We start from the raw sequence: 13,540 nt of genomic DNA on the forward strand, positions 1-13,540 counted from the left end.
GATAAAACGCTTCATTTTCAAAAAAATGAAACAAGGAGAACTTATGGCAAATTATTCCCAACTTGCAACAGAGATTATCGCAAATGTCGGCGGTAGCGAAAATATCACCAAAGTCATTCACTGTATCACGCGCTTACGTTTTACCCTGAAGGACAAAGATAAAGCTGATACTGCGGCAATCGAAGCCCTCCCAGGTGTCGCTGGCGCCGTATATAATGCCAATCTGAACCAATACCAAGTCATCATTGGACAAGCTGTCGAAGACGTCTACGATGAAGTCGTTGCCCAATTAGGCGACGGTGTGACTGATTCTGAGGCCACCGCAAATGCCCTAGCTGAAACAGGGGGGCAAAAAACTGGTTCAAAAAATTCAATCATTCGTGCCTTTCAAGTGATTATTGGTACGATTACAGGCTCGATGATTCCAATCATCGGACTTTTGGCAGCGGGTGGGATGCTTAATGGACTTTTAAACATCTTTGTTAAAGGAAACCAATTGATTGAAGTGATTGACCCCGCAAGTTCAACTTATGTCATCATCTCAACCTTGGCCATGACTCCTTTCTATTTTCTTCCTGTGCTGGTCGGATTCTCAGCCGCTAAGCAATTAGCGCCTAAAGATAATTCCCTCCAATTTATCGCCGCAGCAGTGGGTGGCTTTATGATTAACCCAGGACTTACCAAGTTGGTCAACCCAACTATTTCAGGAACAAAAGTCATCCCAGCGCCTGATGCTGTTGCCCATGCTCTTGGCGTAACCTTTAACACCAGCTACTTTGGCATTCCTGTGGCGCTACCAAATTATGCCTACACGATTTTCCCAATTATTGTGGCCGTGGCGATTGCCAAACCACTCAATGCATGGTTGAAAAAAGTGTTGCCACTTGCTTTGCGCCCAATCTTCCAACCGATGATTACTTTCTTTATCACCGCATCTATCGTTTTGCTCCTCGTCGGCCCAGTTATTTCAACACTCTCATCTGGTTTGTCCTTCTTGATTGACCATATCCTCTCGCTCAATCTGGGAATTGCAAGTATCATCGTCGGTGGACTTTACCAATGCTTGGTAATCTTTGGTTTGCACTGGTTGGTTGTGCCCCTCATCTCTCAAGAACTTGCGGCAACAGGTGCCAGCTCACTCAACATGATTGTATCTTTCACAATGCTTGCTCAAGGTGTTGGGGCTTTGACCGTCTTCTTCAAATCTAAAAAAGCAGACCTCAAAGGACTCGCCGCTCCAGCAGCAATTTCCGCATTTTGTGGCGTTACAGAGCCAGCAATGTACGGCATTAACTTGAAATATATGCGGGTCTTTATCATGAGTTCAATCGGGGCAGCCATTGGGGCAGGTGTCGCTGGATTTGGTGGTTTAGAAATGTTTGGTTTCTCAGGTTCATTGATTGGCTTTCCAAACTTTATCTCTAACCCCTTGACGCACCAAGCTCCAGCAGGCAATCTAATGCTCTTTTGGATTGCAACAGTAGTCTGTGCAGTTGCGACCTTCCTTCTCGTCTGGTTCTTTGGTTACAAAGATACAGATGAAATAGGTGCAGGTCTAGAAAAGAAAAATGTCTTTAAAGACGCTGTAAATTAAACACTAAAACTCTATTTGGGAGTCAGAGTTGAGAGATTCTGGCTCCTTTATGATAAGAGAAAGGGGAAGTCATGACAGAAAAAGACTGGTCGATCCGATACGACAAGCTTGAAAAAGGGAAACGTTCATATGCTCAAGAAACTTTGATGACACTGGGTAATGGTTATCTGGGCTGGCGTGGTGCGCCAGTGTGGGCAACCTTTTCAGAAGATCATTATCCAGGACTTTATGTTGCGGGTGTATTCAATAAAACCACAACGCAAGTAGCGGGACACGCGGTTGAAAATGAGGATATGGTTAATCTGCCTAATCCTCAGCTCTTCAAATTTTATGTGGATGATGAGTGGGTTGACTTCACGCTGGCACAAACGCGCCAAAGTCAGATTGATTTTAAAAATGGTTTGCAAATTGACCAGTACACTGTGGCACTTGCTAAAGGCAGCTTGACGCTTGTCACGACTAAGTTTGTAGACCCTCATAACTTCCATTGCTTGGGGATTATTGGTGAGCTTGTTGCTGATTTTTCAGCAAAATTACGGATTGAAAGTCTAGTTGATGGCAGTCTGCTCAATCAAAATGTGGAACGTTATCGTGCTTTTGATAGTAAAGAGTTTAATGTCACTGAGATTTCACAAGGGCGCTTGAGCGCAAGGACACGAACGACGGCTATTGACATTGCTGTTGCCGTCAAGACAAGAATCAATGGTCTTGATTTTACTTATCAACCAGCTGGAAATCCTGAACTTTTGCTTGAAGTTGCTGAGATTGACCTCCATAAAAACCACGAACTGCAGTTTGATAAAAAAATTGTCGTGGCGACATCTTATGAGCAGGAAAATCCGGCGCAATTTGTGGAAAAAGAGCTTGCGAAGTGCTCGCTTGATACAATCCAAGAAAATAATGCTTTGTATTGGCAAAACGTGTGGGCGGATGGGGATATCATTCTCAAATCTCCTGATGCGGATTTGCAGCGCATGATAAGGATGAATATTTTCCATATTCGGCAGGCAGCGCAACATGGAGCCAACCAATTTTTGGACGCTTCTGTTGGTTCACGGGCTTTGACGGGCGAAGGTTATCGAGGGCATATTTTTTGGGATGAACTCTTTGTTTTACCCTACTATGCGGCGAATGAAGCAGCAACAGCACGAGATTTATTGCGTTATCGGATTAAACGCTTGGCTGCTGCTAAAGAAAATGCCAAAGTGGACAATGAAGTGGGCGCGATGTTTCCGTGGCAATCTGGTTTAACGGGTGATGAGCAGGCACAATTTGTCCATCTGAACACGGTCAATAATGAATGGGAACCCGACCATAGTCGGCGACAACGTCATGTTAGCTTAGCGATTACTTATAATCTCTGGATTTATCTTCAAGTGACAGATGATGTGAGTATTCTTTCTGAGGGCGGTTTGGATTTGCTTTTAGAAACGACCAGATTTTGGCTGAATAAGGCAAAGTTGGGCAGTGACGAACGGTATCACATCGCTGGTGTCATGGGACCTGATGAATATCATGAAGCCTATCCTGGGAAAGAGGGAGGCATTGCCGATAATGCCTATACCAATCTGATGGTGTGTTGGCAGTTAAATTGGTTGCTAGAGCTTGCACAAGCTGGTTTTGCAGTGCCAGAAGATTTACTGACTCAAGCCAAAAAAGTGCGTACAAAATTATATTTAGAGATTGATGAAAAAGGCGTAATTGCTCAGTATGCGGGCTATTTTGACCTTAAAGAAGTTGATTTCTCGGCTTATAAAGCTAAATATGGCGACATTCACCGAATTGACCGTTTGATGAAGGCTGAGGGAATTTCGCCAGATGAGTATCAAGTGGCTAAGCAGGCGGATTTACTGATGATCATCTACAATCTAGGGGTGCAAAAGACACAAGATTTGGTGGCACAGCTAGGTTATAGCTTGCCTAAGCAATGGCTGAAAGCAAATCGAGACTATTATTTGGCCCGCACAGTGCATGGTTCTACGACATCACGTCCAGTTTTTGCGGGGATTGATGTTACGCTAGGAGCACTTGATGAGGCGGTGGAATTTTTGACGACTGCAATTGGCAGTGATTACTATGATATTCAAGGTGGGACAACGGCTGAAGGGATTCATCTCGGCGTTATGGGTGAAACTTTGGAAGTTATTCAAAATGAATTTGCTGGTTTGAGCTTGCGCACAGGTGAATTTGTCATTGCCCCAAAGCTGCCTGAAGCTTGGACGGAACTTGCTTTTACACAAATTTTTAAAGGCGTGAAAGTCAACATCAGGCTTGCTGCTGGGAAATTAACCTTGAAGGCGTCAGCAGACTTGCCTGTGACAGTATACGGCAAAAGTGTACAATTATCAGCTGGAAAAACTGCCGACTTTGCTCTGGAATAAGGAGTAGGCAGCTAGAGAAAATGCTGACGTAAATTATTTTCGAGAATCAGCGTAGAGAAAATGCTGACGTAAATGTCAGTGCAAAAAGGAGAGAAAAAAGAATGTTTAAAGCAGTGTTATTTGATCTTGACGGAGTTATCACAGACACAGCAGAGTACCATTTTCGAGCATGGCAAGCACTTGCCAAAGAGTTGGACATCGTTGGCCTTGATCGAGAATTTAATGAGCAACTCAAAGGCGTTTCGCGTGAAGATTCATTGAAAAAAATCTTGGCGCTCGGCCATAAAAAAGTATCAGACAGTGAATTTGCCGAGCTTGCCAAACGTAAAAATGACAATTACGTCAAGATGATTCAGGACGTTTCACCTGCTGATGTTTACCCGGGTATTTTGCAACTGCTCGAAGATTTGCGAGCAAATGATGTGAAAATTGCCTTGGCGTCTGCTTCTAAAAATGGCCCATTTTTGTTGGAAAGAATGCAATTAACGTCATATTTTGATGCCATCGCTGACCCAGCAGAAGTCGCCGCCTCTAAACCCGCACCAGATATTTTTATTGCGGCTGCTCATGCGGTTGATGTTGATCCTTCGCAAGCCATCGGGTTAGAGGATTCCCAAGCAGGGATTCAAGCCATTAAGGACTCGGGAGCTTTGCCAATTGGTGTTGGACGTCCTGAAGATTTGGGCAAGGACATCGTTGTTGTGCCTGATACCTCTCATTACACCTTTGATTTTTTGAACCAAGTCTGGCAAGATTCACAAAGATAAAAAAGCTCCAAACGGAGTTTTTTTTTACGTGAGACAAGGAGTGAAAAACTTATATCCGTTAAAATTTACTAAAGCCGCCGATGCCTTGGTGCTCAGCCTTGGAGCAAAGCCTGATGTGGAGAAATTCGACTTTTGGGACAGTAACTTCATGCTATTTTAAGGAAAATATTATAAAATCTAGTGTATGAAGAAAAAGTTTTATGTCCTGACCAGCCTGTTACTTTTAAGTATGGCTGCGCCAGTTTACGCTGAAAGCACATCAGGAAGTTCTGCAACTGCAGCATCTGCCCAAAGCGGTCAGTCAACGGCTGCTTCAAATACACCAGCAGAAAGTTCCACGCCAAACAGCTCAACCAACACAAGTCATTCACAAGATTCACAAACGACAGCGAACAGTTCGTCAGCTAGCCAGACACCAAGCAGCACGACGGCACAAGCTGAAAATGATTCAACCTCTTCAACCACGCAAAGCCAGCCTGCACAAGCACCTGCGGCAAATTCGAATAACAGTCAAAATCAGGCTCCTTCCAGTGACAAAGCGACTAGCAACTCGACCACGATTATTAACGAAACCGTCAATAACAACGGAAAAAACACCAACACCTTGTTGGTTGTTCTCAGTAGCCTCTCCGCTTTGGTAACCATTACTGGAGGATTGACGGCACTTATCCGTCATTTCCGTAAAAAAAGCAAAAGTGTTAAAAAAGCACCAAAAAAATCAAAGCGCTCCGCAAAAAAATCCTCAGGGCATTCTGAGACTCAGCAGCCGGCGGCAGCTTCACAAAGTAATTCACAAGACGTCATAGTTTCACAAACTTTAGAAACTGCGCCATTTTCTCAACCAACTCCTGAAGAGATTGATGCAAATCCCTCCGAACAATTGAGCGAAACACAGCAGTTGAACAAAGAGGCAGACGAACTCTTGAAACACTACAAAAAGCAAACTGATTTTCGGCGACGTAGAAGATAAATAAACCAGAAATTGCCACATCATAAAAAAGCCACTTAATAAGTGGTTTTTTTATGCCTTTACAGCACCATCAGAGAAACTTAAGAAGTGGGATATGCTATAATAGTTTTATGAAATTTAACGAAGAAGAAATGCTAAAATTTGCCGAAAAATTGGGGCGTCAGCTTGAAGCTCAAGACGTCATTGTGCTGACGGGTGAGCTGGGTGCTGGAAAAACAACATTTACCAAAGGTTTGGCGCTCGGTTTAGACATTCATCAGATGGTCAAAAGCCCGACTTACACGATTGTTCGGAGCTTAGAAAATGGGCGTCTGCCTCTTTATCACATGGATGTTTACCGCATTGGCGACGATCCCGACAGTTTTGACCTCGACGATTACCTTTTTGGTGAGGGTGTCTCCGTCATTGAGTGGGGCGAAATGCTCGGTGCTGACTTGCCAGAACACTATTTGGAAGTGATTTTTGACAAATATTCACCAGATTTAGTAGATGACAATGAACGTGAAATCATCTTGAAAGCTCACGGGCAAAGATATGAACAACTCATCCAATCCTTGGCCTAATCCGTCAGTAAAAACTCAGAGAAAATACTGACGAAAAGTAAAAAAATTTACGTCAGCAAAAAAGTCACACTAAAAAGTGTTCAAATTGGCTTTTTATGTTGTGAAAAGTCAGAATTTTGATATAATGCTAATATGAAGCTTTGGAAAAAAATAATCCTTATGTTAGGAAGCATTATTTTAGTATCGGTGATTGCCGTGGGCGGTTATACCATGACCGTTTTAAACAGCACCACATCGGCTCTAAAAACGACTTTTACTAACGCCGGAAATAAAGAGACAAAACAAGTTATTCAGCAAACAAAACCTTTGACGATTTTGCTTATGGGTGTTGATACTGGCGGCGCAGATCGCGGAACAGCTGATTCGTGGAACGGAAATTCTGATTCACAAATTCTGATGACACTCAACCCTGAAACAAAAACGACAACCATGGTTTCACTCGAACGTGACACAATGACGAACATTTTGGACAGTGATGGAAATGTCGTTTCCACAGAAAAAATGAACGCCGCTTATCCTTTAGGCTACAATTCAGGTAAATCCGCAGACGGTTTAGAAAATGCCGTGAGTTATGCCATGAAAACAATTGAAGGCCAGACAGGGATTAAGATTGACAGCTTTGTCACCGTCAATTTTGACGGTTTGGTCAATATGGTCAACAATGTTGGCGGGATTGACATTAACAATACCACAGGTCAAACCCTTTATATTTCTGACACAGAACCTTCTTATACAGCGAAAGTGCCACCAGGAAAACAGCACATCAATGGGGATCAAGCCTTGGTTTACACGCGTGACCGCCACCATTTGCCAAATGGTGACTATGGACGGGCCGCACACCAGCGTGAAGTCATTGCTGCTTTGATGAAAAAAATTCTAGCGCTAGACAATATCACACGCTATAACAAATTTTTGACTGAAGCGTCCAAAGATTTCCGTACAAATATTCCCATTAGTACCTCAACGATTACCTCTTTTCTAGGTTACAAAGATTGTTTTGATAAGGTTGTTTCCATTCAATATCAAGGTGTTGGAGATATGGTGAATGGCGTTTCTTACCAATTTATGCCTGAAAAACTTTATTTGGCCATGCAAAATGCAATGCGTAAATCACTTGGCGAAGACACTATCACCACATTGCCAGAGAGTTTAATCACCTACGAAACACAGTTTGGATCGTATTCGACACCATTTTACTATATGCCTTCAGCCACAGTAACGACTAAAGGTAAATCAACCGTTTATGGTATTGACACCTCAGGCACTCTTGTTACGCTTGATTCGACTAATTCTAACAAGTACGTTTCAACAAGTGGAGGCTCGGTTTCTGATGCTGATTCAGCAGCTGACACCACGCAGGACTCAAGCAATTCAACAGCCTCTGATAGTTCTGATGCGACCTCTACTTATAGTAATTCGAATGAGAGCAGTTACGGAGGTACGGACAGTACTTATTCAGACAGTAATTCAACCTACAATGCACCAAGCACAGACAGTAATACCTATGGCTACACAGGCCAATGATTGAAAAAAGAATAAGAATATGATAAACTGGTTTCTGTTAGGTACTTAAAAAGTTTAGTCCTGACAGAAACACATGGTCCGATAGCTCAGCTGGATAGAGCATTCGCCTTCTAAGCGAACGGTCGAGGGTTCGAATCCCCCTCGGATCATAGGTGCCAAACCTAACCTTGCCTTCGTAGCAAGGTTTTTTTGTTGCTTTTTTATCGACTTGTGCCAAATTTGTGCCAAATCACTTTTTGTTTATTTCATTAAATATTTTCTTTATATTTTCGTTATCTTTTTCCTCGAGTTCTTTTAAGATATGAGAATATACGGACATTGTCACGTTCAAGCTGCTATGTCCTAGCCTTTTAGAAACATATAGAATATTTATCCCTTTATAAAGCATTGTAGAAGCGTGTGTATGCCTTAAACCATGGCAAGTAATTGTTTTTTCAAATCCCAATTTTTCACATAGTTGTTTTAGTTGTTTGTTGGCAGCGTTATTTGTGATTAAGCCATTCTTTGCATTATAAAATACAAAGGGGTGTTCTCGCTCGATTTCGAGCTGTCTCAAGAGTTTTTCTTGTTGCTCCTTATAATTTGCCATGATTTGCAAAGTAGAGCTGTCAACGGCTAAAAATCGCACTGACTGGTCGTTCTTAGTTGGAGCAAAGTTATTCTTGTAAACATCCCAAGTTCTTTTCACATTTATCTGACCTTTTTCAAAATCAACATTATCCCATGTCAAGCCTAAAAGCTCACTGAATCTCATGCCCGTCATGGCAGCAATATATATCAAAAACGGCGAAGAGTAAATAGGATCTATTTTTTGTTTAGCTAACGCAATCAATTTTGTGAAATCTTTAAAATCTAAATATTTTAATTCAGCGCTTTTTGAACCTTTTCCTCCTTTAGAAATAGCTCCTTTTGTAAAATCATTTTTTATAATAAAATCATCAAGTAAATTTTCTAAACTTGCTCTTACATGAACATTGATTTGTTTTACAGATGAATCGGAATGTACCTTAGCAAATTCATTTAACATCTCTTGATATTTCACACGATTCATTGTTTTAATAGTTGCTGTTGAGAAGTGCTTTTTTAGAACAGATAATGTGTAAAGATATTTTCGGTATGTTCCGTCCGATACTTTCCCTTTTTTAAATATTTCTATCCATTGCTTGAAATGGTCAGTGAGTAAAATATCTTGACTGACAGTGTAAAACCCCTTGGCTAGATTTGCTTCAATTTCACCAGCTTCTGAAATCGCATCGGCCTTTTTGGGAAAACCGCTCTTTCTAAGTTTTTTATATTTGCCGTCAGTATCTTTGTAAGATATTTCGTATTGCCAGACTTTACCTCGTTTAATATATCTTGCCATTGTTGATTTTTATACCTCATTTCTGTTAAAATGGTATAATAAAAACCTTCCTGATTGGAATGTTTTATTATATATCTAGTTTAAAGTCGCCCCTCGTCGCCAAACTTGGGCGGCTTTTTATTTATTATGAATTAAATTTAGATTTGCTTGTTATTTGTCCTGTAGCTTTATCATATTGGATAGTGATACTTTGAGTCTCACCTTTAGTCCATGAGATAGAAGTCCAATTTGCTAGTACAGTTGTTTGATCTCCAACACTTGATTCTGAAGTAGTATCTGGTTTACCAACTTTTGCTTCAATTTCAGCAAAAGGAGTACCGCCAGAATAAGCTATGGTTCCATCATCGTTAAAGTTAGTTTTTGCAGATACCACAGAATCATAAATTTCTTGTGTCCATCCTGATTTTGGTTTTTCAGAAGAACTAGAAGAAGTTTTGGCTTGGCTAGAAGATTTAGATGTTGCAGTAGACTTAGAATCTGATGAATCTTTATCTTTGTCTTTTCCGCCTCCTCCAATTGCGCTACCTATAACAGCTACTACGATTACTACAACAATCCAGAACCAAATTCTTTTATAAATTGGTTTTTTAGCTTTAGGAGTTTTTCCATTTTTCATAAGTTTATATTTCCTAACCTAGCTTTTAACGAGGTTCAAGATGTTGCTCGTATTTTTTATTTAAATAACTTCATGATATTCAGCAGTATACTCTTCAATAACTGATTCGCATATCCACTTAAGTTTATTATTGAGTTCATACGCATCCATGAACTGACTGATATTAATTTCATTTGGTTCTGGTGCAAAATCCCATTTAGAAAGCCATTCATTGAATCTGTGAACTACCATGAATCTGTCTGCTTGCGCCTCTTGCTTACTCCCAAACATTTTAGAATGGCAATTATAATGAGTGTGTCCACAATAACAGTGGCCTAATTCATGAAGAATAACGTTTTCTTGTTCTATTATCGTCAAATCATCTCTGATATAGATAATATTATATTCAGGAAGATACAATCCCTTAATATCATCAATTAATACAACTTCATTTTCTGATGGAATAAAATATATAATTTCAGCACCAAGCTCTCGAGAAAGCTCTCTAAGTTTACTCATAAATCGCCTTTATCAATTTTCTCTTTAAGAGTATTTTTCAACAAACGTTTGAAGAATTCTTTATCATTGTCGTTAAGCTGACCGCCGCCATAGGCGCTGGCTTTACTTATTTGTTCTTCAAGATATTCATCGCTTAGACGATAATCTTCTATTTGTTTAACTTTATTTTGCTCATCTTGTTCTTTTAATTGAATTTTTGCAGTATCTAAGACTACTTTTTGTCTTGGTTCTTCAAGTTGTGAACTAATTTTATTTATTTCGGATAGAGTTGTAGAAAGGTCAGAAGCACCATACATTAATGTCTCAGGATCAGTATTGAATAGATTGACCATTTTATCAAAATCTTCAACCATGGGACTTCTAACCCCTTTTATCCATTTCGAAATAGCTGACTCAGATTTTCCTAGCTTTTCGCCAAACTCTTTCATCGTCCAACTATTCTCTTTTCTGAAATAATCTATCATTTCAGGTAGTCGTATTTTTTTCATACACTAATTATAGTACAAACAACAAAACTTGTCAATTTGGAAAGTTTTAACTTGACAAATTGGACAGTTAAGGTTATAATTAACTCATAAAGTCAAACAAGCGAACAAACATGGAGCATTCAGTACGGCAGACGGAACAGGCTTAAATGACGGTACACGACGTATCCACCGCGACGTAAGTAGCAAGTTTGGCAAATAAAAAGCCCCATAGGGGCGGAAAGGAGCCAGTATGGCAGAGAAAAAAACTTATGAGCCACTAGATGAGTTATTAGACTCTTCAGGAATGAAGTATAAAGTTATCGCAAAAAAAATTAACGTTCCCTATACAACATTTTATAAGTGGCGTATCAACCCATCTAGAATAGATGCTGTTTCAGCAGCGAACATTGCAGAGGTTATTGGAGTAGATTTAACCGATGTTATTTTCGTGCTGAAAAATTTTAATCAAAAACTTGACAAATTGGCTAGTTAGAAAGGCGAAATATGAATAAATTACAAAATTTCACTAATGGAATTTTCAACCTTGACGTTAAAGTTGATGGAGAGAATATTTTATTTAGTGCAGAACAAGCCGCAAAGGCTATGGGTATTACTCAAGTAAAAAATGGAAAAGAATATGTTAAGTGGGAACGAGTAAATAGTTATCTGCCAAATTCCCCAGAAGTGGGGAAAGGGTCGTTTATCAGTGAACCTATGGTTTACAAACTTGCATTCAAAGCAAACAATGCTGTATCTGAAAAATTCACAGATTGGCTGGCTGTTGAAGTACTCCCGACAATCCGCAAGCACGGAGCGTATATGACGGATGCAAAGCTTGAAGAAGTACTGCTTAATCCAGATACACTCATTAACCTTGCTACACAGCTAAAAGAGGAACGACAAGCACGACTTGGACTTGAGAAAGAAAATAGCCAGTTGAATCTAGAACTTGCTGCAGCTACTGAAAAAACAACTTACCTTGATTTAATCCTTGAAAGCCCTGATGATATTCTAATTACTCAGATTGCACAAGATTATGGATTTAGTGCTGTGAAATTCAATCGAATTTTAAACGAGTTGCGTATTCAACGAAAAGTTAATAAGCAATGGGTACTGTACTCAAGATATATGGGTAAAGGTTACATTGGCAGTCGAACTCAAAACTATGTAGATAGTAAAGGTCAAGAGAGAACTTCAATTACTACTACATGGAAGCAAAAAGGGCGCAAGTTCCTATATGAAACACTCAAAAAACATGGTTATTTACCTCTTGTAGAACAAGATGACTTAGCCAGCTAGAAAGGAAAACACATGGAACAAACACTTGAAGTACAAGCGACTATTTCAGTTTTAATTCCAGAAGATAAGATTCTTGTAGATAAAGTTGAATATCAAGAGCTTAAAGAAAAAGACTTTGACGGTTGGGTAGGATTAGATGTTTTTGTAGAAAAATCCAATCGTTCAAGGACGACTATAAAGAATCTGCTAAATCGACCGGAGATGATAAAAATGTTATCCATCGAAAACGGCGGTTGGGTGTTTTATCCGCCAGAAGCAGGCAAATGGTCATTCCGATACAAAGGGATGATGGAATTTATTAACAATGAATTTTATCAGAAATTTAATGGAGGGAGTGCTTCATGACGTTTCTTATTGTAAATCCAGATACTGGAGAAATTCTTGATAAAAAATTTCTTGTATTAAAAGACGATATAAGAAATTTTAAAATCAAAGCCAAACGACTTAACGCGGTTGTCCGCTAGAAAATAGAAAAGATGAGCATAAATTTTGAAGAAATAGAATCAATTGTTGTAGAAACAGATGAAAAAAACTCCATAACCATTGCGACAATCACTGCAGATACAGTGAAACCAGAGCAAGGTTATAGAGTTAGAATTAAGCCTAAAATTAAAAATTAGCCTTTAGGCGGAAATGGATCATTGCCATAGCTGTTACGTTCACGGATTCGTCCGTTACGGCCGTGGATAAACATTTCAGAGTTTTGATTTTGAGAAATCTGAATTGCTTTGTTAATAGCTTCGGCTTGAGTTCTGAAGTTTGCAGTAGCTTTAGAGTTTCCTGCTCCTTTAACATTCCAACCACCGTTACTATCTGGGACAACATGTTGATTTTTACCTGGCATATAGTCTCCTTTCATTAATATTTTGAAAGCCAGGAGGATGTTAGTTGGTATTAACGGGTTTGTCCTGAATTTCATTAACTATATTATACTGCTACAAATTATTTTAGTTAACTTAAAACACTATATATAGCGTTTAATTATATAAAAAATAAGAAAGGGGTACTAAATGTTGTGGTCTAAGATAAAAAATAAACTTGATGAAAAAAACATGACTGAGTATCAACTTGGAAAAATAACAGGGCTCGGTCCACAACAAATTCATCAACTTAAAAAAAGAAACTCTGAAAATCCACGCTGGTTAACGATGATAAAAATAGCCGATGCGCTAGACATCAGCTTAGATGAATTTAGAGAGAAAGGAAAATAAAATGCAAACAATAATCAGAAACGGGCGAGAAGTCCGGTTGATCCCCACACCATTTGGTCATAAACTCCAAGAGGTAGAGGTTGATTATAAATCACTTTACGAACAAGCAGTAGCACAAGGCGCTCGATTTTCGCAAGAACACGCTGAAGCTTGTGCCCAGGTGCGCTATTGGTACCAACGTGCAATGGAGAACGAAACTTATCGTGAAGCGTGGGAACAAGACCATAAGCTTGACCGCTTTGAGTTTATTACAAATACAAAATAAAAAAGCCCGCACTGGAATGCGG

The 13,540-nt window shown here is 39.7% G+C and carries 17 protein-coding genes and 1 tRNA gene; 13 read left to right on the top strand and 5 right to left on the bottom strand.

Annotation, left to right across the window (positions count from 1 at the left end; genetic code table 11):
• Nucleotides 1–43: 43 nt before the first annotated feature.
• The 7 genes from EQJ87_RS10435 to EQJ87_RS10465 all read left to right on the top strand — a co-directional run bounded on the left by EQJ87_RS10435 (nucleotide 44) and on the right by EQJ87_RS10465 (nucleotide 7,948).
• Entirely contained in the window at nucleotides 44–1,594 is a 1,551-nt protein-coding gene (locus EQJ87_RS10435) for a PTS transporter subunit EIIC (RefSeq protein ID WP_190289077.1), read from the top strand.
• Nucleotides 1,595–1,665: 71 nt separating this feature from the next.
• Nucleotides 1,666–3,975, top strand: coding sequence for a glycoside hydrolase family 65 protein (locus tag EQJ87_RS10440; RefSeq protein ID WP_130124527.1), 2,310 nt, complete (start codon nucleotides 1,666–1,668; stop codon nucleotides 3,973–3,975).
• Between the two features lie 101 nt (nucleotides 3,976–4,076).
• Nucleotides 4,077–4,742, top strand: coding sequence for a beta-phosphoglucomutase (pgmB, locus tag EQJ87_RS10445; protein ID WP_130124528.1), 666 nt, complete (start codon nucleotides 4,077–4,079; stop codon nucleotides 4,740–4,742).
• Between the two features lie 184 nt (nucleotides 4,743–4,926).
• Nucleotides 4,927–5,712 carry an ATPase gene (locus EQJ87_RS10450; RefSeq protein WP_130124529.1) on the top strand — a complete coding sequence of 262 codons (786 nt, stop codon included), beginning with the start codon at nucleotides 4,927–4,929 and terminating at the stop codon, nucleotides 5,710–5,712.
• A 110-nt stretch (nucleotides 5,713–5,822) separates the two neighbouring features.
• Complete coding sequence (tsaE, locus tag EQJ87_RS10455; protein ID WP_190289078.1) at nucleotides 5,823–6,275, top strand: tRNA (adenosine(37)-N6)-threonylcarbamoyltransferase complex ATPase subunit type 1 TsaE; 453 nt, start codon at nucleotides 5,823–5,825, stop codon at nucleotides 6,273–6,275.
• A gap of 132 nt (nucleotides 6,276–6,407) precedes the next feature.
• Nucleotides 6,408–7,799, top strand: coding sequence for an LCP family protein (locus tag EQJ87_RS10460; protein WP_130124530.1), 1,392 nt, complete (start codon nucleotides 6,408–6,410; stop codon nucleotides 7,797–7,799).
• 75 nt (nucleotides 7,800–7,874) lie between these two features.
• A tRNA-Arg gene (locus EQJ87_RS10465) sits at nucleotides 7,875–7,948 on the top strand.
• Nucleotides 7,949–8,028: 80 nt separating this feature from the next.
• On the opposite strand, the gene EQJ87_RS10470 is transcribed toward EQJ87_RS10465, so the two are convergent.
• From EQJ87_RS10470 to EQJ87_RS10485, 4 genes are all read right to left on the bottom strand, one after another.
• Nucleotides 8,029–9,162, bottom strand: a complete 1,134-nt coding sequence (locus tag EQJ87_RS10470) for a site-specific integrase (RefSeq protein ID WP_130122758.1) — start codon at nucleotides 9,160–9,162, stop codon at nucleotides 8,029–8,031.
• A 124-nt stretch (nucleotides 9,163–9,286) separates the two neighbouring features.
• Nucleotides 9,287–9,778, bottom strand: coding sequence for a hypothetical protein (locus EQJ87_RS10475; protein WP_130122759.1), 492 nt, complete (start codon nucleotides 9,776–9,778; stop codon nucleotides 9,287–9,289).
• 60 nt (nucleotides 9,779–9,838) lie between these two features.
• Entirely contained in the window at nucleotides 9,839–10,276 is a 438-nt protein-coding gene (locus EQJ87_RS10480) for an ImmA/IrrE family metallo-endopeptidase (protein ID WP_130122760.1), read from the bottom strand.
• Nucleotides 10,273–10,764, bottom strand: a complete 492-nt coding sequence (locus EQJ87_RS10485) for a helix-turn-helix domain-containing protein (protein ID WP_130124531.1) — start codon at nucleotides 10,762–10,764, stop codon at nucleotides 10,273–10,275. The genes EQJ87_RS10480 and EQJ87_RS10485 overlap by 4 nt, the downstream gene beginning before the upstream one ends.
• A 229-nt stretch (nucleotides 10,765–10,993) precedes the next feature.
• Between EQJ87_RS10485 and EQJ87_RS10490 the strand changes: the two genes are divergently transcribed.
• From EQJ87_RS10490 to EQJ87_RS11585, 4 genes are all read left to right on the top strand, one after another.
• Nucleotides 10,994–11,236 carry a helix-turn-helix domain-containing protein gene (locus EQJ87_RS10490; RefSeq protein ID WP_015966780.1) on the top strand — a complete coding sequence of 81 codons (243 nt, stop codon included), beginning with the start codon at nucleotides 10,994–10,996 and terminating at the stop codon, nucleotides 11,234–11,236.
• A gap of 11 nt (nucleotides 11,237–11,247) precedes the next feature.
• Nucleotides 11,248–12,042 (top strand): phage antirepressor KilAC domain-containing protein, encoded by a 795-nt coding sequence (locus EQJ87_RS10495; RefSeq protein WP_130124532.1) that lies wholly within the window; start codon nucleotides 11,248–11,250, stop codon nucleotides 12,040–12,042.
• A gap of 12 nt (nucleotides 12,043–12,054) precedes the next feature.
• Nucleotides 12,055–12,387 (top strand): DUF771 domain-containing protein, encoded by a 333-nt coding sequence (locus EQJ87_RS10500; RefSeq protein WP_130124533.1) that lies wholly within the window; start codon nucleotides 12,055–12,057, stop codon nucleotides 12,385–12,387.
• A gap of 131 nt (nucleotides 12,388–12,518) precedes the next feature.
• The gene (locus EQJ87_RS11585) at nucleotides 12,519–12,662 is read left to right on the top strand and encodes a hypothetical protein (protein ID WP_190289001.1); all 144 of its coding nucleotides are present in this window, start codon (nucleotides 12,519–12,521) and stop codon (nucleotides 12,660–12,662) included.
• Here EQJ87_RS11585 and EQJ87_RS10505 read toward each other — a convergent pair.
• On the bottom strand, nucleotides 12,659–12,886 hold the full coding sequence (locus EQJ87_RS10505; protein ID WP_130122763.1) for a DUF2188 domain-containing protein: 228 nt from the start codon (nucleotides 12,884–12,886) through the stop codon (nucleotides 12,659–12,661). The genes EQJ87_RS11585 and EQJ87_RS10505 overlap by 4 nt on opposite strands.
• Nucleotides 12,887–13,052: 166 nt before the next feature.
• Between EQJ87_RS10505 and EQJ87_RS10510 the strand changes: the two genes are divergently transcribed.
• Together EQJ87_RS10510 and EQJ87_RS10515 are read left to right on the top strand one after the other, a co-directional pair.
• Nucleotides 13,053–13,253, top strand: a complete 201-nt coding sequence (locus tag EQJ87_RS10510) for a helix-turn-helix domain-containing protein (protein WP_130122764.1) — start codon at nucleotides 13,053–13,055, stop codon at nucleotides 13,251–13,253.
• A gap of 1 nt (nucleotide 13,254) precedes the next feature.
• The gene (locus tag EQJ87_RS10515) at nucleotides 13,255–13,518 is read left to right on the top strand and encodes a hypothetical protein (protein ID WP_130122765.1); all 264 of its coding nucleotides are present in this window, start codon (nucleotides 13,255–13,257) and stop codon (nucleotides 13,516–13,518) included.
• Nucleotides 13,519–13,540: the final 22 nt, after the last annotated feature.

Origin of the sequence: Lactococcus sp. S-13 (assembly GCF_004210295.1) — a bacterium.
Classification (GTDB): domain Bacteria; phylum Bacillota; class Bacilli; order Lactobacillales; family Streptococcaceae; genus Lactococcus.

Bases quoted from the DNA above. Each gene is read 5' to 3' on its own strand.
- EQJ87_RS10435 (WP_190289077.1), top strand. From the start codon at position 44: ATGGCAAATTATTCCCAACTTGCAACAGAGATTATCGCAAATGTCGGC.
- EQJ87_RS10440 (WP_130124527.1), top strand. From the start codon at position 1,666: ATGACAGAAAAAGACTGGTCGATCCGATACGACAAGCTTGAAAAAGGG.
- pgmB (WP_130124528.1), top strand. From the start codon at position 4,077: ATGTTTAAAGCAGTGTTATTTGATCTTGACGGAGTTATCACAGACACA.
- EQJ87_RS10450 (WP_130124529.1), top strand. From the start codon at position 4,927: ATGAAGAAAAAGTTTTATGTCCTGACCAGCCTGTTACTTTTAAGTATG.
- tsaE (WP_190289078.1), top strand. From the start codon at position 5,823: ATGAAATTTAACGAAGAAGAAATGCTAAAATTTGCCGAAAAATTGGGG.
- EQJ87_RS10460 (WP_130124530.1), top strand. From the start codon at position 6,408: ATGAAGCTTTGGAAAAAAATAATCCTTATGTTAGGAAGCATTATTTTA.
- EQJ87_RS10470 (WP_130122758.1), bottom strand. From the start codon at position 9,162: ATGGCAAGATATATTAAACGAGGTAAAGTCTGGCAATACGAAATATCT.
- EQJ87_RS10475 (WP_130122759.1), bottom strand. From the start codon at position 9,778: ATGAAAAATGGAAAAACTCCTAAAGCTAAAAAACCAATTTATAAAAGA.
- EQJ87_RS10480 (WP_130122760.1), bottom strand. From the start codon at position 10,276: ATGAGTAAACTTAGAGAGCTTTCTCGAGAGCTTGGTGCTGAAATTATA.
- EQJ87_RS10485 (WP_130124531.1), bottom strand. From the start codon at position 10,764: ATGAAAAAAATACGACTACCTGAAATGATAGATTATTTCAGAAAAGAG.
- EQJ87_RS10490 (WP_015966780.1), top strand. From the start codon at position 10,994: ATGGCAGAGAAAAAAACTTATGAGCCACTAGATGAGTTATTAGACTCT.
- EQJ87_RS10495 (WP_130124532.1), top strand. From the start codon at position 11,248: ATGAATAAATTACAAAATTTCACTAATGGAATTTTCAACCTTGACGTT.
- EQJ87_RS10500 (WP_130124533.1), top strand. From the start codon at position 12,055: ATGGAACAAACACTTGAAGTACAAGCGACTATTTCAGTTTTAATTCCA.
- EQJ87_RS11585 (WP_190289001.1), top strand. From the start codon at position 12,519: ATGAGCATAAATTTTGAAGAAATAGAATCAATTGTTGTAGAAACAGAT.
- EQJ87_RS10505 (WP_130122763.1), bottom strand. From the start codon at position 12,886: ATGCCAGGTAAAAATCAACATGTTGTCCCAGATAGTAACGGTGGTTGG.
- EQJ87_RS10510 (WP_130122764.1), top strand. From the start codon at position 13,053: ATGTTGTGGTCTAAGATAAAAAATAAACTTGATGAAAAAAACATGACT.
- EQJ87_RS10515 (WP_130122765.1), top strand. From the start codon at position 13,255: ATGCAAACAATAATCAGAAACGGGCGAGAAGTCCGGTTGATCCCCACA.